This is a genomic window from Leisingera sp. F5, from assembly GCF_001593695.1.
In genome coordinates, this window is sequence record NZ_LUKH01000001.1 from 128,209 (window position 1) to 147,080 (window position 18,872).

Below are 18,872 nucleotides of genomic sequence, written 5' to 3' on the forward strand. Positions count from 1 at the left end.
CCGCATTTTCCAAATATGCCGGTTTGGCCCAATGCGGAAAAGCAGCCTGATCCATTGGCATATCCGCTTTGGCAACGCTGGTTAAACTACGCGCCTGTTGACGTCAGTCCAATCCTTCTTAGCGCGTTGACCTCTGCCAATTTGGCCTTGAGTCCTTTTATGATCGTCGATTGCGAAAACGCCGAAAATTCCTTCACCGGCTGTACGTCCATGCCTTACGCCGATGACAGCAAGGGACCGGTTCAGAGGCTTTCTTCAACATCCAATAGCGTTAACGCAGTCCGGCGGTGGCCTTCTGCATGGCGGTGATCAGGGCATCCCGTTTGGCTGAAAGCTCGGCCGGGGTTTGACCCTGTGCTTCGTCCTGCACGCCCGTGATCAGGGTTTGCGCCACGTCTTCATTCAGGTGCACCTGCCCCAGATCATCCCACCAGCCGTTGAACGTTTCGGCGAAGTGATCGCAGAATGCTGCCAGGCCGCCCTCTCCGGCGCCAAGATTGAACAGCATGGTTGGCCCCATCGCCGCCCATCTCAGGCCCGGTCCGGCCCACATTGCCTTGTCGACGTCTTCAACCGAGGCAACGCCCTGCATCACCAGGCTGATCGCCTCGCGCCAGACTGCGGCTTGCAGGCGGTTGGCAACATGACCAGCGATTTCCTTGTTAACGCGGATGGTTGTTTTGCCGGTGCTTTCATAGAAACGCTCAGCGGCCTCCACGATCCCATCTGCAGTCCTGTCGTTGCCCATCACCTCGACCAAGGGGATAAGGTGCGGCGGGTTGAAAGGGTGGCCCAGGATTATCCGTGACGGGTCTTTCCAGCCGCTTTGCATCTGTCCCAAGGTCAGGCCAGAGGCCGAGCTGGCAAGTATTGCATCCTTGTCCATTTCCCGTTCGATCTCGCCAAACAGGGCGTGTTTAACAGGCAGCCGTTCCGGAACACTTTCCTGAATGAACGCAGCACCCCGGACGGCTTCCGGTGCAGAGGCGTGGAAGGTGACCGCATCGGGATCGCCGTTTGCCGTCAATCCCAGTTCAGCCATCGCCGGCCAGGCCGTCTCGATGTAGCCGCGCACCTGTTTTTCTGCGGTTGGGGCGGGATCATATACGGCCACGGACCGTCCTGATGCCAGAAACAACGCGGTCCAGCTGGCGCCGATAACGCCGCCGCCAAGAGACGCAGTATGTGCAAATTCCATCAGAACAATCCCGGATTAAGTGGTGACGCAGCAGTCATGCCGCCGTCGACAGTGAAACATTCGCCGGTCACATAGGCAGACTGGTCCGACGCCAGCCAGGCAACCATGTTGGCAATGTCGGCTGGCTCCCCGAGCCGCCCAGCCGGATGACGCGCCAGCGCATCGGTCATGGCCTTTTCCGGATCCGTTGCCAAGGCAAAGGCATCCCCGGCCATTTCCGTCATGATCCAGCCGGGGCGGATAGCATTGCAGCGCACCTTTGGTCCGTGGTCAACGGCGATTGAACGGGTCAGCCCATGCACAAAAGCCTTGGACGCATTGTAAAGAGCCATGGACGGGTCCGCGGCCATGCCCGAGATCGAGCCGATATTGATGATGTTGCCGCCATGTACCGCCATATCCAACAGGGCCGCACGGCACATGTTGAACACGCCTTTGCAATTGACGTTCATCACCAGGTTCCAATCGTCGTCGTCGCTGTCGGCCACGGTCTTTTCGACCTGAACACCTGCACTGTTGACCAGCAGATTGACCCGCCCGAAAGCATCGTTTGCAGCTTTGATAAGGCGGGCAGCGTCGCCGGTCAGCGAGACGTCAGCCTGCACCCAGACCACAGATTCGGGCAAATCGTCCGGGCGCGGGCCGCGCCCGCAGGTCACCACATTGGCGCCGTCCGCTATCAAGCGTTCGACGATGGCCCGGCCTATGCCGCGGCTGCCGCCGGTGACGATTGCAGTTTCCTGTTTTGCCATGGTCTATCTCCTCAGTGTCTCATCTGCTGAACCTGCGCGGACAGGCCGCCATCCAGAACCCAGAGCTGACCGCTGGCATAGCGCGCCTCGTCCGAGGCCAGCCAGTTGACCAGATTTGCAATGTCATCCGGTGTGCCATAGGTGCGCATCGGATGCACGTCGCGCACCGCCTGTTGCAGGGTTTCGATATTGCCGCCGCCGCCGCCGGACCCTTCGCCGGCAAAGAAACTTTGGAGCATTGGCGTGTCGATATAGCCGGGACAGATCGCATTGACACGGATGCCCTCGGGCCCGTGGTCGCAGGCCATTGCCCGGGTCAGCGCGTGCACCGCCCCTTTAGTGGCGCAATAGGCCGCCAGACCGGGATCGGCGATGAACCCGTCATAGCTGCCAAAATTGATGATGCTGGCGCTGGTGCCGGATTTGGCTGCTTGGCGCATCAAGGGCAGTGCATGTTTGGAGGTCAGGAATGTGCCCGTGCAGTTCACCGCGAAACTTTGGTTCCATTCCTCAAGCGAGGTTTCCTCAATGGTTTTTTCGATCTCGATGCCAGCGGCATTGACCAGAATGTCCAGCTTGCCGCACGCGGTCCGGACTTGTGCCATCGCGGCCTGCACAGCAGCTTCATCTGCTACGTTCATCTGTACAAAACGGCTGCCGTCCTCGTCATGTTCTGCCAAAGAGCCCTGCGGACTGAGGTCGGCCGCGTAAACCACAGCGCCCTCGCGCAGGAACCGCGCCACAATGGCGCGGCCAATGCCGCCGCGCCCGCCCGTGACCAGCGCAATTTTTCCTTCAAGCTTCATCTCTGCCATCCTTTGAAACCGGGGGAAACCGATAGCGTCCTGCTGCCACGGTCCAATCCATGTGGTTGCGAACATATTGCTGGCCGGCATCGGAAGGCGGGTTGTAATCCCAGGTCTCACCTGCCCCCGCCGCCATCGCAGCATGCAGCGCGCGGCGGGATTTCTGTGCAGCAATGACATCGCGGCGCAGTTCCTCGCCGTTCCAGCGCTCTGCTACCTCGGCAGCGAAGGCCTTTGCCTGTCCGGCATAGGCTGGATCACGGGCGCGATTCACCTTTTCCAACGGGTCTTTTTCCAGATCAAAGAGCTGCGCCGGATCAAAGTCGCAGTGGATGTATTTCAAGGCCCCGCGCCGGATCATGAACACCGGACAGGGTGTCATTTCGGCGCAATATTCACCAATCGCTTCATCCAGAGGATCGGCTTTTCCTTTGGCCAGCGGCATCAGGCTGCGCCCGTCAACAGGCTCTCCGAAGGTTGCACTGCCACCACCGCCAATTTCGACCAGCGTTGGCAGGATATCCACCAGAGAACAGGCGTTTGATGCTGTGCCGTGCGCCACATCCGGGCCGGCCATGATCAAGGGAACCCGAGCGGAATGCTCAAAGAAGTTCATCTTGTACCACAGGCCGCGCTCGCCCAGCATGTCGCCGTGATCCGCGGTGACGATTACGATCGTGTTGTCCAGTTCACCAATGTCTTTCAGCGTTTTGACGATCTCACCGATCTTGCTGTCGAAGTAGCTGACATTGGCCAAATAGGCGCGCCGTGCCCGGCGGACCTCCTCGTCGCTAAGCGGCACATGGCTGGCCTCGATCCCGTCCATAACCCGGCGCGAGAACGGATCCTGCTCCTCGGCGGGCAGAACAAACCCGGGCATCTCAATATCTTCGCCGGAATAGAGATCCCACCATTCCGGCTTGGCGACATAGGGGTCATGGGGGTGGATAAAGCTGGCCACCATCGCAAAAGGTGCCTCGCGTCCCTGGGCGCGGTCCCTGCCCCGGTCTATCAGCCAGCGCCGCGCTGCAAATCCCACCTCATCGTCATAGTCGGTCTGTAAAGTGGCAATCGCAACACCGCTTTCCTTTACGGTCTGCATATTGTGGTACCATTTGTCGATCCGCTCATCATGGGCTTCCCAATCGGGGGTCCAGGCAAAATCTGAGGGGTAAATATCAGTGGTGACACGGTCCTCGAAACCATGTTTCTGATCCGGACCGACAAAGTGCATCTTGCCCGACAGGCAGGTAAGGTAGCCCAGCCCTCTGAGGTAGTGCGCAAATGTCGGTACTGAGGCGCGGAACTCTGAAGCATTGTCATAGGCGGCGATGCGGCTGATCAGCTGACCCGACATGAAAGCAAACCGCGAAGGCGCGCAAAGCGGCGAGTTGCAATAGGCCGCGTCAAACCGCATCCCTCGGGCTGCCAGCGCATCCAGATGCGGTGTCTTGGCAACGGCATGACCATAGGCGCCGCAATACTGCGGCGCCAATTGATCTGCCATGATGATGACGATGTTTGGACGTCCGGACACTTTACCCTCCCTGTTCAGCAGATAATTTGTGATCACCGCCCCCGTGGCGGCGGTTCAAATACCATCGGCTTGGCCTTGGCACAGGCCGCAGGGAAACAGGGTGCGCTCATCCGGCGGCCCGCTTGTAGGCATCCAGAACCAGACCATGAAAGTGATGGACTGCGTGTTCCGACATGCCCGATCCATCCGGGTCATTCACAATCCGTCCACTGTCAAACGCCGGTGTGTTCATGCCCTTTTGAACGCTCTCAACAATGTTGATATCTTCGACCTGCAGCACCTCGTCGAGATAGCGGATGGTTTCCAGCTCGGCCTCGTTCGGGGTCTTTTCTTCGAGGAAGAAATCATAGGTTTCCAGCGTCCGGTCCGGTCCAGCCGGGATGATGTTCAGAATGATCATCGAGGACCGGCCCGGATAGCGCATGATGCAGGTATTGGGCCAAAGCCACCAAACCGCATGGGTTTTCACCGTCGCGTTGGAGACATCATAGGCGCTGTTGGGCGTGTTGCCCGCATCGGCCATGTGACTGGAATAGATACCATGGGTTGTCACCTTGTAGGTGTCCATGTCGACCAGATCGCAAAAGTCCTTATGCGCTGTCGGGCAATGATAGCATTCCAGAAAATTGTCGACCACGTTTTTCCAGTTGGACTTAATGTCATAGGTCAGCCGATGGGCAAAAGTGAGATCGGCAATATCCGGTGCCCAGTGCTGGATTTCCGTTTCCAGATCGCCCGACATTTTCGGCAGGGATTGCGCCTGAGCGTCCAGATTCACATAGATAAAGCCGCAGAACTCTTCGACTTGGACCTCGTCGAGGCAGATTTCCTTGGGGTCAAAGCCCTCAAGGTTTTCGGTATGGGGCGCGCGGATCAGATTGCCGTCCAGCTTGTAGACCCAGGCGTGATAGGGGCACATGATCCGGCTCGTGATACCTTCGCCGCTTAGCAATTCATGGGCGCGGTGTTTGCAGACGTTGTAAAAGGCGCGCAAAACACCGTCTCTGTCACGCACCACGGCGATGGGCTGCCCGGCGATTTCGATCGTGGTGTAGCTGCCTGGCTCGCGGAGCTTTTCCACATGGCAGACCCATTGCCAGGTCCTGGAAATGATTTCCCTCAGGTCCACCTGATGCCAGGCCGGATCCGTATAGGCCTCTGCCCGCAAGGACCGCGAAGCGGAGGCATTCTCGCTGTAACCGTTGGCGATCTCAGTAAACTGTTTTTTTGACGGCAGTTCAGTCATGGCAAACCTTCTCCTCTGGCGTTCCCGCTGTGAACCGGGTGACTCGAGCTGGAAAAAGGATCGCTGTTCAGAACCGTCTTTTCTGTGCGCAATTGGCCGTCAAACAGACCCTTTTCGCCAAAAGGCGTTTAATCTGTCTTCCGATGCATCGGCCAGGCGCGAAACTCAAATGGCACACGTCCCTCGATCCGGTCACTGCGCGGTGCCAGACCAAATCTTTCGCGGTACGCCCGGCTGAAATGCACTTGGCTGGAGAATCCTGAGGCCACCGCCACCTCAGCCAGCGGAATCCGGGTTTGGGTCACCAGGCCCCGTGCCCTGTCCAGCCGGATGTCCCGGTAATACAACGTCGGCGTCTTCTTAACATAGGCAGTGAACTGCCGGTTCAGGTGCCGCTGTGAAATCTCAACCGCCTCACAGATCTCGGGGATCGTCAGAGGCACCTCGAGGTTTTGTTCCATGATCGCTATCGCCCGCTTGACCACGCTGGGCGCCATCTGACCGATCGGCTCGGCCAACCCAGGATTCTGCAGCGCCCCAAACGGCCGAACGCTTTGCAGAAACACATATCTTGCTGCAGCGTTTGCCACCGTATCTCCGTGTGTGCCCTGAATAATGTGCAGTGCAAAATCCGCAACTGCAACGCCCCCGCAACAGGTGATGCGGTTGCCGTCAAAGACAAACAGCTCTTCGCTGACTTCAACATCCGGGAACAGCTCGATCATTGCGTCGATATGTTCGTAGTGAACAGTGGCCTTGCGGCCCTTTAGCAATCCGGCCTCACCAAGAATGAAGGCGCCTGTATCCAGTCCGCCCAATGTGCAGCCCTGCCGCGCCCACCGCCAAAGCGCGGCGTGCAACGGTATTGTGTTATGTGCTTCCGGGGCCCAGCTGGAGGAGACGATAACGATATCTGCGTTTGTGTCCTGAACAGCTGACAAGGCAACTGTATCGATGCTCAGCCCATTGCTGGCGATACATGGTCCGCCACGTTGGGACACGATCTGCCACTGAAACCTGACGCTCCCCTCAAGATAGTTCGCCGCGCGGAATGGATCGAGAAATCCAACTGTTGCAGCCAAATTGAAGTTCGGCGTGATCAGCAAAAGGATCTTGACGGGGTTGTCTGATACCAGCTCCATTTGGCCATTTTCGTAAAGTAACCGTCCGCTGGGTGCAAGTACTCCAAGAACACAACAGACCCGGATCACGCCAGAGAAATGAAGTGCGCCGTGCAAGTTGCTGATAAAATGAAAAAGGCCGGGCATTTCTGCCCGGCCTCTTGGTTAGTCTGCCTGCACGGATCAGGCGCGGCGGCGGCGGCCGCCTGCGCGGCCGCCACGGCCACGGCCTTCTTCGCCTTCTTTGGCAGGCTCTTTGTTGAACTTGATCCACTCGCCGCCATGCGGGTCGTTGTTGGTCAGGAAGTTGGCAGCGCGGATGGCCTCCATTTCCTTACCGGCGCGCGGCTTGGTGGAGCCGAGACCGAACATTTGAACGAAAGCTTCGTCTTCCATGCCCTCGGGCAGGATGATGCCGGCGGCTTCAACTTCGGCTTTCTTCTCGGCGATTTTCTTCTGCGTGATGGGCAGCGCCACCGGGTTCATAATCGCCGAGGTCATGCCAGCGCCCATTGCCATCGGCAGGAAAGCGTTGTTGATGCCGTGACGGTTCGGCAGGCCAAAGGAGATGTTGGAGGCGCCGCAGGTGGTGTTCACGCCCAGCTCTTCGCGCAGACGGCGGACCAGCGCAAACACCTGCAGACCGGCAGTCGCCATTGCACCAACAGGCATCACCAGCGGGTCAACCACGATGTCGTGGGCAGGAATGCCGAAATCGGCGGCGCGTTCAACGATCTTCTTGGCGACGGCGAAACGCACATCGGGGTCTTCCGAGATGCCGGTGTCGTCATTGGAGATCGCCACAACCGGAACATTGTACTTTTTGACCAGCGGCAGGATCTGCTCCAGGCGTTCTTCTTCGCCGGTGACCGAGTTCAGCAGCGGACGGCCTTCGCAGATTTCCAGGCCGGCTTCGAGCGCGCCCGGCACCGAAGAGTCGATGCACAGCGGCACGTCGACCAGCCCCTGCACCAGCTCGACGATTTTCTTCATCAGCGGCGGCTCGGTTTCGTTCGGGTTCGGGTTCGAATTGTAAACCACGCCCGCATTAATATCGAGCACAGTTGCACCGGCCAGAACCTGAGCAACAGCGTCTTTTTCAACGGTGGAGAAATCGCCGGCTTCCAGCTCCGCGGCCAGTTTCTTGCGGCCGGTCGGGTTGATGCGTTCACCGATGACGCAGAACGGCTCGTCAAAGCCCAGGACCGCGGTTTTTGTTTTTGATTCTACGACTGTACGGGTCATTTTTGATCCTTAGGGTCTTAGGAGTTAACCGGCTTTGCGGAATCGCCGCCGTTGTTGATCGCCCAGGTGGCATTGGTCTTGATGCCGCCCAGCGGGAAGAAGTGAACCTTCTCAATTGCGAAATCGGGGTTGGCTGCTTTATGTGCTGCCAGACCCGCCAGAACTTCGCCCGGCTCATGCGGCAGCAGCAGCTTGGAGACGTCCTTGGCGCGTTTCTGCAGCACTTTGAGTGACGGGCCGACACCGCAGGCGATTGCGAACTTGATCATGGTCTGCAGTTTGGCCGGGCCGGCGATGCCGATATGAACCGGCAGGTTCATGCCGCGTTCGCTCAGCTCGTTCACCCAGTCGATCACCGGCTGTGCTTCGAAACAGAACTGGGTTGCCAGCGCCATATCAGCGTCGGTGCGCTTGGAGAATTCCTGTTTCCAATCGAGCGCCGCATAGGTGTTGGCACGGCCGCCTTTGGGGTCGATGTCCAGGTTCGGCTCAGGATGGCCCGCAACGTGCAGATTGGTAAAGCCCGCATCGTCGAACAGCCCGGTTTCCAGCAGCTGCATCGAGCTATCGAAATCGCCATGCGGCTTGGCAACGCCGCCGGCCAGGATCAGGCCCTGCTTCACACCGGCTTCGCCCTGGTAACGGTTGATCCAGTCGCCCAGGGTGGCCTTGTCCTTGATGATACGCGCCGGGAAGTGCGGCATCACGTCATAGCCTTCGCCTGCAATGCGCTTGGCGGTGTCGACCATGTCCTCAATCGGGGTGCCTTCGATGTGCGCGACATAGACACGGGTTCCGGCGGGCAGCAGGTCGCGGAAATCTTCGACCTTGGCCGCAGTACGCGGCATCACCTCGATGGAATAGCCTTTCAGGAAAGCTTCCATTTCGGGGGTGGCAGTCTGGCCAGCACCAGAATCGCGTTTCTTAAAGTTCAGCAAAGCCATCACGGCCTCCCATAGTGGTGTCAGGCTCACGCCCATCCGTCATTTGCAATCAGGGTCTTCAGACGGTCCTGATCGTATTCTGTTTCCAGGCGGGTTGCCTCGGCTTCGGCAACATCGGCCGCTTCGCCTTCGGCGGCATAAGGCGCGGCCTTGCGCCATTCGGCAAGATAGGCATCCGCATCCTTGGCGTTCACCTTCATAGCCGCGCGGTCGATGGCCTGCTCGAACCGTTCTTCGAGCTGCCGTTTGGCGCCGCGGCGGCCTTTGCCAACGATGACCTGCGCAGGGATATCGCGCCAGTATACGATCGTAACGTCGGGCATGCCTAATTTCCTCCTAGCCTGGATAGACCACGTTCTAGAGCGGCGGCCGCCCGCACGTTGGTCGATTTTCGACAACACGATGGGATAGAGCGACGTTTTGCTGCCGGGACACTAGCTTTGTGCACTTTCGAATGCCACAGGGGGTTCATGCCAAAATTTTCATGTGGATTATGAGATTTCCTCGAAGCAGCGGAAATCGCGCCACTTCTGCTGTCAGGCGCTTGCGCCGCTGCACCGGCGCACCTATTGTCATTGTTAACACGATAATCGGAGGGCGTGAATCATGGCGCCCAGGCGCTCGAAAGGTGCGGGCGCGTTTCCCAAAGCGGTCGAAACCCCTGCACCGGCCCGTCCCGATCCTGATGCGCTTTATGCGGCGCTGGATTTGGGAACAAATAGCTGCCGCATGCTGATCGCCCAGCCCAAGGGCAGCGGCATCCATGTGGTCGACAGTTTCTCCAAGTCGGTGCAGCTCGGCGCCGGGCTGGAGCGGACCGGACGGCTGTCGCGGTCCTCAATGGCGCGCACCATTCAGGCGCTGCGGATCTGCCAGCAAAAGCTAAAGCGGAACAGGGTCAGGCGGATGCGGCTGGTGGCAACCGAGGCCTGCCGCCGGGCAAAGAATGCCCGCGATTTCATCCGCCAGGTGAAACGGGAAACCGGCCTGACACTTGAAATCATCCAGCCGGAAGAAGAGGCGCGGCTGGCGGTGATTTCCTGCGCACCGCTGGTCTCCACCAAAACGGATCAGCTGCTGGTGGTCGATATCGGCGGCGGCTCGACCGAACTGGTGTGGATCGACATCTCTTCGGTGCCGCGGCGCGACCGCCCGTCCGCGATCATGCGGCTGCACAACGGGTTCCATACCTCCGAAAGCCCGTTTCCCGCAGCCAAGGTGGTGGATTGGATTTCAGTGCCTCTTGGGGTTGCCACATTACGGGATCAGTTCAACGATGTGGAAGATGACGCCGCCCGCTTTGCGCTGATGAGCTGGTTCTTTGAGGAAAACCTGGCAGATTTTGCGCCTTATAAGGATGAGCAGACCCGGACCGGTTTTCAGATTGTCGGCACCTCGGGCACTGTCACAACGGTTGCGGCGTCGCATTTGGGGCTGAAACGGTATGACCGGACCAAAGTGGACGGGCTAAGGATGACCAGCGATCAGATTGACAAGGTGATCCGGGGTTATCTAGAACTCGGGCCTCTGGGCCGCCGCCGCGATCCCCGCATCGGCGAGGACCGGCAGGCCCTGATCATGTCCGGTTCCGCGATCCTGCAGGCTCTGCTGCGCTGCTGGCCGACCGACCGGCTGTCGGTTGCGGACCGCGGCCTGCGCGAGGGGCTGCTTTACGCACAGATGAGCGCGGATGGCGTTCTGGAGGACGGCCCCTACTAGGCGGGGCCGGAAAAATTGGATTTTTCCGGGCCGGAATTTTTGAAAAATTCCGCACCCCGATGCAAATGGTGACGATGATGGCAAAGACGCCGACAGGTAAGAACACATCCGGACGCGGTCAGCGCGATCTGAAGGTCAAGGTGAAATCCGCGCGCGGGCGCAAGCTCAGCTCGACGCTTTGGCTGCAGCGGCAATTGAATGACCCGTATGTCAAGCGGGCCCAGGCCGAAGGCTATCGCGGACGTGCAGCCTATAAGATCATGGAACTGGACGACAAATACCGCTTTCTGGTGCCCGGTGCGCGGATTGTCGATCTGGGCTGTGCGCCTGGCGGCTGGGCGCAGGTTGCGGTGAAACGCATCAATGCTCTGGGCGAGAAACAGGGCAAGGCTGTTGGCCGTATCATCGGCGTGGACTTGCAGGAAGTTGAATCGCTGGCCGGCGCCGAGTTTCATCAGCTCGACTTCATGGACGACGGGGCTGACGACAAGGTCAAGGAATGGCTTGGCGGCAAGGCTGACGTGGTGATGTCGGATATGGCGGCGGCCAGTTCCGGCCATAAGCAGACAGATCACATGCGGATCATCTCATTGTGTGAAACCGCTGCCTTTTTTGCCTTTGACGTTCTGGAGGAAGGCGGCACCTTTGTGGCCAAGGTTCTGGCCGGCGGTGCCGAAGGAGAACTGCAGAAGCTGTTGAAGCAGAAGTTCACCAAAGTGACAAACATGAAGCCGCCCTCATCAAGGTCGGACAGCTCTGAGAAATTTGTGGTGGCAACCGGGTTCCGGGGCTGAGGCCCCGTCAGACCCGGCGGCTGTGCGGTGCGGTCAGCGACCGGGTCGCCAGATCGCGCAGCAGGATGGCCTCATCTCCCTCGCCGTCAGTCAGCCGGGACACCCGAAGCTTGCGGCTGACATGGCTGGCCATTTCACGCTGGCGCATCAGCTCAAACAGGCGCATGTGACGCAGTTTGTTTTGCAATTTTGTCATGATGGCCCCTTCTGGATCCGCTTCTTCCTGAAGATCTAAAAGGAGATTGGGCCGCAAGGCGGGCCCAAATGGGGCAGGACTGCCTTATTGTTGAAGAAACGGAAACAGTTGCCGAAAGTCCCCAGCTTTCATGACCGGCCCATCCCGTTGGCAATCTCGATCAGCGCACCGTTGAATTCGGCCCCCAGGATCAGGATAGCCGAATTCAGATAGAGGAAGATCATTGCCGCCATGGCGCCGGCAAGTCCTGCGTATGTGGCCGAGTATTGCGCAAAAGATCCGACGTAAAACGCAAAGCCGCTGCCGCAGGCCAGCCACAGCAGAAGGGTCAGAATTGCGCCCGGCAGGATCCGCCGCAAGCGGTGCACGCGGCCCGGCAGCAGAACATGAAACGCCAGCACCGCGCCAGTGGGAAGAGCCAGCGCCAGAACGCCCCTCAGGCCCTTCTCCCAGCCTTTCGGAACACTGTCGAAGGGCAGCAATTGGGCGATGTGCCTGACATAGAGCGGCAGTATCACTTCAAATACGGTAACGGCCAGAATACCAGCCCCGCCCAGAACGACCAGCCCGATGCACAGCGCTCTCGACCGCCAAAACGGTCTTGTATCTGTATCATGATAAGCCTGCACCATGGCGGTGCGGACGGCATCGACGCCATTTGATGCAAAATAAAGCGCAAACAGACCGCCCAGGGTGACAAGCTGGGTATTTGATGTCTGCAGTACCGCTTTCAGCTCGGTCAGGATCGGCCGTGCCACCGCGTCCGGCCAAACGCTGAACACTTGTTCGGTCAGGGTTTCCATGGCGACGTCCTGCGACAGCAAGCCGGCGACTGTTCCCGCCAGCGCCACCGTAAACAGAACAAACGGAAACAGCGCCAGCATCATCGACATGGCGATATGGCTGCTCATCACCCAGCCGTTTTTCCGGTTGAAACGGCGGGTGGCGTCCAGCAGGGCTGCAGGCCAGCAGCGTAATGGCGGAAGGATCGGCATAGGCGCAAGGTTCCACAACCATTGGGAAATTGCCAGCGGCAAAGATCAAACGCCTTGATTTCCGCTCGCCGCTGCCCAGCCTAGTGTAGCAGGCACCGCCATTCAGTACTAATTTGAAATCAAAGCGCTATCTTAGGACTTTCAAATGTTTTGGATCGTTGTCAGCACCGCGGCGGTTGCCGCAACCTGGACGGCTGCGGGGCTTGCTGCCCTCAGCGCGGCCCGAACGGCGCGCACGCCGCAAGGGGCGATCGGCTGGGCGGTCTTCCTGCTGGCTGCCCCGATCGCCGCCCTGCCCGCCTACATGGTTTTTGGCCACCACCGGTTCAAAGGATACTGGACGGCACGCCGCGCCGCGGAACAGGCTGTTGCTGCCATGCGGAACTATACCAGCGCCCAATCCGAGGAGGCACGTAAGCTGCCGGTAAACACCGCGCCTTTTGAAGCCATTGCAGGCCTGAACGTCTGCCACGGGAACGGGTTGGAATTGTTGATCGACGGCGAAAATACCTTTAGCATAATCTTCGAAGAGATTGATAAAGCGCAGGAATATATTCTTGTGCAATACTACATTCTGCGTGCGGACACAGTGGGCAGGCAACTTCAGAAAAAGCTGATAGAAGCCGCAGAACGCGGCGTGACGGTTTGGTTCATGACAGACAGCATCGGCAGCCGGAAGCTGCCCGGCAGCTTTTTCCGCGCGCTGGAGGAGGCAGGGGTCAACATGATTGATCCGGCGGTGCAGAGGCGGCCTTGGCACCGGCTTCGCATCAATTTCCGGAACCACCGGAAAACCGTCATTGTGGACGGCCGGACAGGCTTTACCGGCGGTCTGAATGCTGGCGAGGAATACCTGGGGCTGGACCCTGTTATGGGGCCATGGCGGGATACGCATGTTCGCCTCTCCGGTCCGGTTGTTCAGCAGTTGCAGCTCTCCTTTGCCGAGGATTGGCACTGGCGCACGCAAGAGCCGATCCTGGACCTGTTGAACTGGGACGCTGAACGGTCACCGCAAAACCGGCCCGGCCTGATCGTCTCGACAGGGCCCGGCGATACCATTGGCAACGGATCCATGCTGTATTTCTCGGCAATCACCGCGGCACAGGAAAAAGTTTGGCTGGCTTCCCCGTATCTGGTCCCGGATCAGGAGGTGCTTGCTGCCTTGAAACATGCCGCGTTGCGCGGGCTGGATGTCCGGATCCTTTTGCCGGATTCCATTGACCACCACCTGCCTTGGCTTGCGAGTTTTGCATTTTTTGATGAGCTGCGGGAGGCAGGCGTTCGTATCCTGCGCTACCGGGGCGGCTTTATGCATCAGAAATGTTTTGTTATCGACGAAAGGATTTCGGGTGTAGGCACGGTAAACCTGGACTACCGGTCATTCCGGCTGAACTTTGAAACCATGGCCTTGTTTTTTGACCCGCGCTCAGCGCGTGAAATCACCGAAATGCTGGCCAGGGATTTCCAGCGTTCTACCGAGCTTACACAGCCGCTGGACCGGCAGGCATTGCGCATTCGCTTGCTGGCTCCCGTCGTGCGCTTGCTGGCGCCTGTGCTTTAATTCTTTGCGCTATCTGCTTCTCCGTTCAGGGAGAACAGCCGCCCCATTGCGCTGACCAGAAAGGCCGTGCTGATCCCAAAGCCGAATAACCCGGTGACTGCGGCAAAGGCGGCAAATATCCGCAACGCCGGACCCAGAACGACATCGCCGTAACCAAGCGTGGTATAGGTCGCTAGAGAAAAATAGACAGATGTGTTCCAGTCGCCGATCGCGCCGACGAGGACAAAGGCAGCGGACCAAATCCAGATCTGAGCCGTATGGCTGCCCAGAATTATGAAAATCGCCACCACCAGCATAATGCCGATTTGCCAAGGCCTGAAAGGTTTGGGAAAGCCCGCCGACAGTTTGTTCAACACTGCGGAACACAAAACCAGAACAGAAATTTCGAGGATCAAGCAGACACTCAGATAGACCGAGCCCAACAGCAACTGGTTCCATAGCGTCATATTGGCTCTCCCGTCGGTGTGAAGCTGTTTCGGGGCAATTCGGCACCTTAGAAATGTACTCCGCAACGCTTAACCATAAGAATGCCGGATGGGCCAGTCTTTGTGCCGCACTGGACATCTTCCTGGCAGAGGTATTGAGTGCCGTTGCAGGCATTGAAGACCAAAGCGCAGGAGGGTGCCGCGGAATGGTTTTGAAGATCCGCAATGTTACCAAAACCTATCCGGGACAGACGCCCGAAACCGCTGTCTTGCGCGGGGTGTCTTTGGATTTGGCGGCTGGCAGCAGCCTGGCGCTGACGGGTGACAGCGGATCCGGAAAGAGCACATTGCTGCATTTAGCCGGGGCATTGGATCGTTTTGACAGCGGCGAAATTGAAATTGCGGGCACCCCGCTTTCAAACCTCGGAGACCGGCAGCGCGCGGCGTTAAGGCGGCGGGATGTTTCACTGGTATTTCAACAGTTTAATCTGATCCCTTCACTCAGTATTTGGCAAAATATCTCGTTGCATGCGCGGTTGGGCAAGCGGTGGGACGCGGACTGGGGGCAAGCGCTGGCGGGCCGTCTTGGCCTGACCGGCTTGCTTGATCGCTATCCAGAGCAGCTCTCTGGCGGGCAGCAACAGCGGGTTGCTATTGGCCGTGCTCTGGCCTTGCGCCCAAAATTGCTGCTGGCGGATGAGCCGACCGGTAATCTGGATGAGACCGCCAGTGCAGCGGTGATGGACCTGATGCTGGAGCTGGTGCGGGAAAGTGGCGCGGCCCTGTTTCTGGTCACGCATTCCGCCGCCATTGCCAGGATGCTGGACCAGCGCCTGCATTTGCAGCTTGGCCAAACCGCATGATCCGCACCGCGCTGAGCGCCCTCCTGTCGCACTGGTGCCGGCATCCTCTGCAATTGGTGACGCTCATGGCCGGGCTGGCCCTGGCAACGGGGTTATGGTCCGCAGTTCAGGCGATCAACGGTGAGGCCCGCGCCAGCTACGCCCGCGCCGCGGAACAGCTAGGCACAACAGTTGCGGACCGGCTGGCGCCGGAAGACGGCTCAATCCCGCTGCAGCAATACGCAAGCCTGCGCCGGTCGGGCTGGCAACTGACGCCTGTTCTGGAAGGAACTGTCAGATTCAAGCGGCAAAGCTTTGATATCATGGGTATTGATCTGCTGAGCCATCCTCTGGTTCCGGCCCTGGCTGAGGCGGCAGAGCAGGACAGCACACCTGCATTGGATGCGCTGCTGCCGCCGGGCCGGTTCTTTGCACACCCGGAAACTGCGCAGATGCTTTCTGCCGCGCAAAGTAAGCACCCGGTCACCCAAACGGACAGATTGCCGCGCGGGGTGCTGATCGCCGACATCAGTTTGGCCAGCCGCCTGCTGCGCCAGCCGGACAGTCTCAGCTACCTGATCATTCTGCCGGATCAAATTTCCGGCCTGCCGCCCCTGCAGCAACTTGCCCCCGGCCTGACCCGCATTTCCGCTCGGAATGCGGCGGCAGATACGGCGCGGCTTACTGACAGTTTCCACCTCAACCTGACAGCCTTTGGTTTGTTGTCCTTTGCTGTCGGGCTGTTCATTGTTCAAGGGACCATTGGCCTCAGCCTGGAGCAGCGCCGCGGCATGATCCGGACCCTGCGCGGTCTGGGTGTTCCGATGCGGGTTCTGGTTGCCCTGTTCGCAGTGGAGCTTGCGGTTGTTGCGCTGATTTCCGGTATTGCGGGGCTGGCCGGTGGTTATCTGGTCGCGGCTGCCTTGCTGCCGGATGTTCAGGCCACACTGTCCGGTCTCTACGGCGCCTCGGTGGATGGCGCCCTCAGCTTACGTCTTGAGTGGGTATTGTCCGGGCTGGCAATGTCCTGCGGCGGCACGTTCCTGGCCGGCGCGCAGGCGCTTTACGCCTTATGGCGGATGCCCCTGCTGGCTGCACCTGCAACCCAGGCCCGCGGACAACAGGCAAGCAAGTCGCACCTGGCAGCGGCGATCGCAGGTGCCCTCTGTTTGCTCGCAGGGATTTCGGTAATGTCAATTTTTCAAGGACTTATTGCAGGTTTTGTCTTTCTGTCCGGGCTTATGCTGGGGGCTGCACTGATGCTGCCGCTGCTGATCTCCACCGGTCTGCGGATCGGGGCGCGGCTATGCACACGTCCATTTGCCGAATGGCTTTGGGCCGACACTCGGGCGCAATTGCCGGGGATGACGCTTGCCCTGATGGCGCTGCTGCTGGCGTTGGCGACGAATATTGGTGTCGGAACAATGGTTTCCAGCTTCAGGCTCACCTTTACTGGTTGGCTGGACCAACGCCTGCCGGCTGAAGTTTATGTGACCACGACAAGCGATGAACAAGGAGCGAAGCTGACGCTGTGGCTGGAAGATCGGGGCATTACCGTGCTTCCGATCCGGCGCAGTGACATCCGCTACAAGGGGGCACCGCTGCGGATATACGGCGTTGCAGATGATGAGACCTACCGGCAAAATTGGCCGCTGCTGGAGGCGCTGCCGAACGTCTGGGACCGTGTCGCCGCTGGAGAGGCCCTGCTGGTCAATGAACAATTTGCCCGCCGTCATGACCTTAGCCCCGGGCGTTCCTTGGCATTGGCCCCGGATTGGGAGCTGACAATTGCTGGGATTTATTCCGACTATGGCAATCCGAATGGCCAGGTGATCACCTCCCTTGCCGCTTTGCTGGACCGCGCACCGGATATTCCCAACCGGCAGTTCGGGCTGCGGCTGCCTGCAGAAAATGTGCCTGAATTGGTCAATTCCATTCGTGAAGCGTTTGAAATACCATGGGAAAACATCGTTGATCAGGCGGGCATCAAGGCCCGCTCTCTGGGCGTCTTTGACCGGACCTTTACAGTGACCTCAGCGCTGAACCTGCTGACGCTGGGAGTGGCCGGGTTTGCCATGCTTACCAGCCTTCTTACCCTATGGAGCCAGCGTTTGCCGCAGCTTGCCCCGGTTTGGGCGATGGGTCTCAGCCGCCGCCAGCTGGCCGGTGCCGAAATCCTGCGCAGCCTGCTGCTGGCCGCGATCACCGCGGTTCTGGCCCTGCCGCTGGGGCTTGTTCTGGCCTGGGCGCTGCTGGCCGTCATCAATGTTGAAGCGTTTGGCTGGAAGCTGCCGATGCATCTGTTTCCAGGCGACTGGCTGCGGCTTATCCTGCTGGCCCTGCTGGCTGCGGTGGTGGCGGCTGCCCTGCCCGCCCGCCGTCTCAGCCGCCTGGATCCTGCGGAACTGCTCAAGGTGTTTGCCAATGAACGTTAGACCGTTATTCCCGATCCTCCTCGCAAGCTGGGCCACTGCAGCCCTGCCGCAGGGTTATGCCGGTCTTGGTACTGAGGCCGAAGGGTTTGCGGTGCCGGAGCTTGGCCGCCAGCTGTCTTTTCCTCAGGACCACGGCGCCCATCCGGATTTCCGCATTGAGTGGTGGTACTTAACAGCCAACCTGACAGATGCCGGCGGCAGAGATTACGGCATCCAGTGGACGTTGTTCCGCTCCGCTCTGGCACCGGGAGAGGCTGAGGGCTGGCAAAGCCCCCAAATCTGGATGGCCCATGCTGCAGTGACATCGCCGGACCAGCACCTGTTTGCCGAACGCATTGCCCGCGGAGGTGTAGGTCAGGCTGGGGTATCGGCTGATCCTTTCGACGCCTGGATCGGGGATTGGCAGATGCGCTCCACGGGAGAGTCATTTGAAAAGATGGAGATAGCGGCCTCAGGCCAAGAGTTTTCCTATGATTTGCGGCTCACCGCTGAAGGTCCGCTGGTGCTGCATGGAGAGGAAGGGTATTCTGTGAAATCCGACAGCGGGCAGGCGAGCTATTATTACTCTCAACCGTTTTATCAGGTTTCCGGAACGCTTGAGCTGCCTGGCGGTCCGGTTGACGTCACAGGTCATGGCTGGCTGGACCGCGAATGGTCAAGCCAGCCATTGGCGGAGGATCAAAGCGGCTGGGACTGGTTCTCGCTCAGCTTTGACAGCGGCGACAAGCTGATGGGGTTTGTGCTGCGTGGCGACAGCGGTGATTTCACGTCGGGCACCTGGATTACGGCGGAAGGCGTGGCAGAACCACTGGCCCCGGGCGCCTTCCGCGCAGAAGCGGGTGCTGAAAGCGATGTGCAAGGACGAAAGATCCCGACCAGCTGGAAAGCAACCCTGCCAGACAAAGGCGTTTCCGTTGAGGTGCAGGCACTTAACCCGCAAAGCTGGATGGGAACCTCGTTTTCTTACTGGGAGGGGCCGGTGACCGTCACGGGCAGCCATAGCGGCAAAGGCTACCTTGAGATGACCGGCTACGAATAAGGGCGCCCGCAGGCGCC

Annotated in this window: 18 protein-coding genes; 6 read left to right on the plus strand and 12 right to left on the minus strand. The window is 59.3% G+C overall.

The window, feature by feature from the left end:
* Positions 1-271 precede the first annotated feature (271 nt).
* From A2I95_RS00590 to A2I95_RS00630, 9 genes are all read right to left on the minus strand, one after another.
* Positions 272-1,198, minus strand: a complete 927-nt coding sequence (locus A2I95_RS00590) for a 3-hydroxyacyl-CoA dehydrogenase NAD-binding domain-containing protein (RefSeq protein ID WP_291726643.1) — start codon at positions 1,196-1,198, stop codon at positions 272-274.
* Complete coding sequence (locus tag A2I95_RS00595; RefSeq protein ID WP_291726645.1) at positions 1,198-1,950, minus strand: SDR family NAD(P)-dependent oxidoreductase; 753 nt, start codon at positions 1,948-1,950, stop codon at positions 1,198-1,200. The genes A2I95_RS00590 and A2I95_RS00595 overlap by 1 nt, the downstream gene beginning before the upstream one ends.
* Positions 1,951-1,961: 11 nt before the next feature.
* Positions 1,962-2,756, minus strand: coding sequence for an SDR family oxidoreductase (locus A2I95_RS00600; protein WP_291726648.1), 795 nt, complete (start codon positions 2,754-2,756; stop codon positions 1,962-1,964).
* On the minus strand, positions 2,746-4,293 hold the full coding sequence (gene betC / locus A2I95_RS00605) for a choline-sulfatase (RefSeq protein WP_291726650.1): 1,548 nt from the start codon (positions 4,291-4,293) through the stop codon (positions 2,746-2,748). Before betC ends, A2I95_RS00600 begins: the two co-directional genes overlap by 11 nt.
* A 106-nt stretch (positions 4,294-4,399) precedes the next feature.
* On the minus strand, positions 4,400-5,539 hold the full coding sequence (locus tag A2I95_RS00610; protein ID WP_291726653.1) for a ring-hydroxylating oxygenase subunit alpha: 1,140 nt from the start codon (positions 5,537-5,539) through the stop codon (positions 4,400-4,402).
* A gap of 128 nt (positions 5,540-5,667) precedes the next feature.
* The gene (locus A2I95_RS00615) at positions 5,668-6,807 is read right to left on the minus strand and encodes a GlxA family transcriptional regulator (RefSeq protein ID WP_291726655.1); all 1,140 of its coding nucleotides are present in this window, start codon (positions 6,805-6,807) and stop codon (positions 5,668-5,670) included.
* Positions 6,808-6,843: 36 nt separating this feature from the next.
* Positions 6,844-7,905, minus strand: coding sequence for a methyltetrahydrofolate cobalamin methyltransferase (locus tag A2I95_RS00620; protein WP_291726657.1), 1,062 nt, complete (start codon positions 7,903-7,905; stop codon positions 6,844-6,846).
* A gap of 17 nt (positions 7,906-7,922) precedes the next feature.
* Complete coding sequence (locus A2I95_RS00625) at positions 7,923-8,849, minus strand: methylenetetrahydrofolate reductase (protein ID WP_291726659.1); 927 nt, start codon at positions 8,847-8,849, stop codon at positions 7,923-7,925.
* 26 nt (positions 8,850-8,875) lie between these two features.
* Positions 8,876-9,172: a virulence factor gene (locus A2I95_RS00630; RefSeq protein ID WP_027258981.1), complete on the minus strand. Its 297-nt coding sequence runs from the start codon at positions 9,170-9,172 to the stop codon at positions 8,876-8,878.
* 283 nt (positions 9,173-9,455) lie between these two features.
* Here A2I95_RS00630 and A2I95_RS00635 point away from each other — a divergent pair, with 283 nt between their 5' ends.
* Together A2I95_RS00635 and A2I95_RS00640 are read left to right on the plus strand one after the other, a co-directional pair.
* On the plus strand, positions 9,456-10,568 hold the full coding sequence (locus A2I95_RS00635) for a Ppx/GppA phosphatase family protein (protein ID WP_291726663.1): 1,113 nt from the start codon (positions 9,456-9,458) through the stop codon (positions 10,566-10,568).
* Between the two features lie 77 nt (positions 10,569-10,645).
* A complete protein-coding gene (locus tag A2I95_RS00640) occupies positions 10,646-11,362 on the plus strand; it encodes an RlmE family RNA methyltransferase (protein ID WP_291726963.1) in 717 nt (238 codons plus the stop codon).
* A gap of 7 nt (positions 11,363-11,369) precedes the next feature.
* Here the strand turns inward: A2I95_RS00640 and A2I95_RS00645 are convergent, their stop codons facing one another.
* The gene (locus A2I95_RS00645) at positions 11,370-11,558 is read right to left on the minus strand and encodes a hypothetical protein (protein ID WP_027258978.1); all 189 of its coding nucleotides are present in this window, start codon (positions 11,556-11,558) and stop codon (positions 11,370-11,372) included.
* Positions 11,559-11,686: 128 nt separating this feature from the next.
* The gene (locus A2I95_RS00650; RefSeq protein ID WP_291726668.1) at positions 11,687-12,553 is read right to left on the minus strand and encodes a YihY/virulence factor BrkB family protein; all 867 of its coding nucleotides are present in this window, start codon (positions 12,551-12,553) and stop codon (positions 11,687-11,689) included.
* A 145-nt stretch (positions 12,554-12,698) separates the two neighbouring features.
* On the opposite strand from A2I95_RS00650, the gene cls reads away from it, so the two are divergent.
* Positions 12,699-14,114 carry a cardiolipin synthase gene (gene cls, locus A2I95_RS00655; RefSeq protein WP_291726671.1) on the plus strand — a complete coding sequence of 472 codons (1,416 nt, stop codon included), beginning with the start codon at positions 12,699-12,701 and terminating at the stop codon, positions 14,112-14,114.
* Here cls and A2I95_RS00660 read toward each other — a convergent pair.
* Positions 14,111-14,560, minus strand: coding sequence for a potassium channel family protein (locus tag A2I95_RS00660; RefSeq protein ID WP_291726674.1), 450 nt, complete (start codon positions 14,558-14,560; stop codon positions 14,111-14,113). The two genes, cls and A2I95_RS00660, sit on opposite strands and share 4 nt — an antisense overlap.
* 185 nt (positions 14,561-14,745) lie before the next feature.
* Here A2I95_RS00660 and A2I95_RS00665 point away from each other — a divergent pair, with 185 nt between their 5' ends.
* The 3 genes from A2I95_RS00665 to A2I95_RS00675 are packed head-to-tail and all read left to right on the plus strand — an operon-like array spanning position 14,746 to position 18,855.
* Positions 14,746-15,402 (plus strand): ABC transporter ATP-binding protein, encoded by a 657-nt coding sequence (locus A2I95_RS00665; RefSeq protein ID WP_291726676.1) that lies wholly within the window; start codon positions 14,746-14,748, stop codon positions 15,400-15,402.
* Complete coding sequence (locus tag A2I95_RS00670; protein ID WP_291726678.1) at positions 15,399-17,816, plus strand: FtsX-like permease family protein; 2,418 nt, start codon at positions 15,399-15,401, stop codon at positions 17,814-17,816. The genes A2I95_RS00665 and A2I95_RS00670 overlap by 4 nt, the downstream gene beginning before the upstream one ends.
* Positions 17,806-18,855 carry a lipocalin-like domain-containing protein gene (locus A2I95_RS00675; protein ID WP_291726680.1) on the plus strand — a complete coding sequence of 350 codons (1,050 nt, stop codon included), beginning with the start codon at positions 17,806-17,808 and terminating at the stop codon, positions 18,853-18,855. The genes A2I95_RS00670 and A2I95_RS00675 overlap by 11 nt, the downstream gene beginning before the upstream one ends.
* Positions 18,856-18,872: the final 17 nt, after the last annotated feature.

Excerpts from the sequence above, each read along its gene's own strand:
- cls (WP_291726671.1), top strand. The coding sequence starts at position 12,699 with ATGTTTTGGATCGTTGTCAGCACCGCGGCGGTTGCCGCAACCTGGACG.
- A2I95_RS00630 (WP_027258981.1), bottom strand. The coding sequence starts at position 9,172 with ATGCCCGACGTTACGATCGTATACTGGCGCGATATCCCTGCGCAGGTC.
- A2I95_RS00640 (WP_291726963.1), top strand. The coding sequence starts at position 10,646 with ATGGCAAAGACGCCGACAGGTAAGAACACATCCGGACGCGGTCAGCGC.
- A2I95_RS00645 (WP_027258978.1), bottom strand. The coding sequence starts at position 11,558 with ATGACAAAATTGCAAAACAAACTGCGTCACATGCGCCTGTTTGAGCTG.
- A2I95_RS00615 (WP_291726655.1), bottom strand. The coding sequence starts at position 6,807 with ATGCCCGGCCTTTTTCATTTTATCAGCAACTTGCACGGCGCACTTCAT.
- A2I95_RS00620 (WP_291726657.1), bottom strand. The coding sequence starts at position 7,905 with ATGACCCGTACAGTCGTAGAATCAAAAACAAAAACCGCGGTCCTGGGC.
- A2I95_RS00610 (WP_291726653.1), bottom strand. The coding sequence starts at position 5,539 with ATGACTGAACTGCCGTCAAAAAAACAGTTTACTGAGATCGCCAACGGT.
- A2I95_RS00625 (WP_291726659.1), bottom strand. The coding sequence starts at position 8,849 with ATGGCTTTGCTGAACTTTAAGAAACGCGATTCTGGTGCTGGCCAGACT.
- A2I95_RS00635 (WP_291726663.1), top strand. The coding sequence starts at position 9,456 with ATGGCGCCCAGGCGCTCGAAAGGTGCGGGCGCGTTTCCCAAAGCGGTC.
- A2I95_RS00675 (WP_291726680.1), top strand. The coding sequence starts at position 17,806 with ATGAACGTTAGACCGTTATTCCCGATCCTCCTCGCAAGCTGGGCCACT.
- A2I95_RS00590 (WP_291726643.1), bottom strand. The coding sequence starts at position 1,198 with ATGGAATTTGCACATACTGCGTCTCTTGGCGGCGGCGTTATCGGCGCC.
- A2I95_RS00665 (WP_291726676.1), top strand. The coding sequence starts at position 14,746 with ATGGTTTTGAAGATCCGCAATGTTACCAAAACCTATCCGGGACAGACG.
- A2I95_RS00660 (WP_291726674.1), bottom strand. The coding sequence starts at position 14,560 with ATGACGCTATGGAACCAGTTGCTGTTGGGCTCGGTCTATCTGAGTGTC.
- A2I95_RS00600 (WP_291726648.1), bottom strand. The coding sequence starts at position 2,756 with ATGAAGCTTGAAGGAAAAATTGCGCTGGTCACGGGCGGGCGCGGCGGC.
- A2I95_RS00595 (WP_291726645.1), bottom strand. The coding sequence starts at position 1,950 with ATGGCAAAACAGGAAACTGCAATCGTCACCGGCGGCAGCCGCGGCATA.
- A2I95_RS00650 (WP_291726668.1), bottom strand. The coding sequence starts at position 12,553 with ATGCCGATCCTTCCGCCATTACGCTGCTGGCCTGCAGCCCTGCTGGAC.
- A2I95_RS00670 (WP_291726678.1), top strand. The coding sequence starts at position 15,399 with ATGATCCGCACCGCGCTGAGCGCCCTCCTGTCGCACTGGTGCCGGCAT.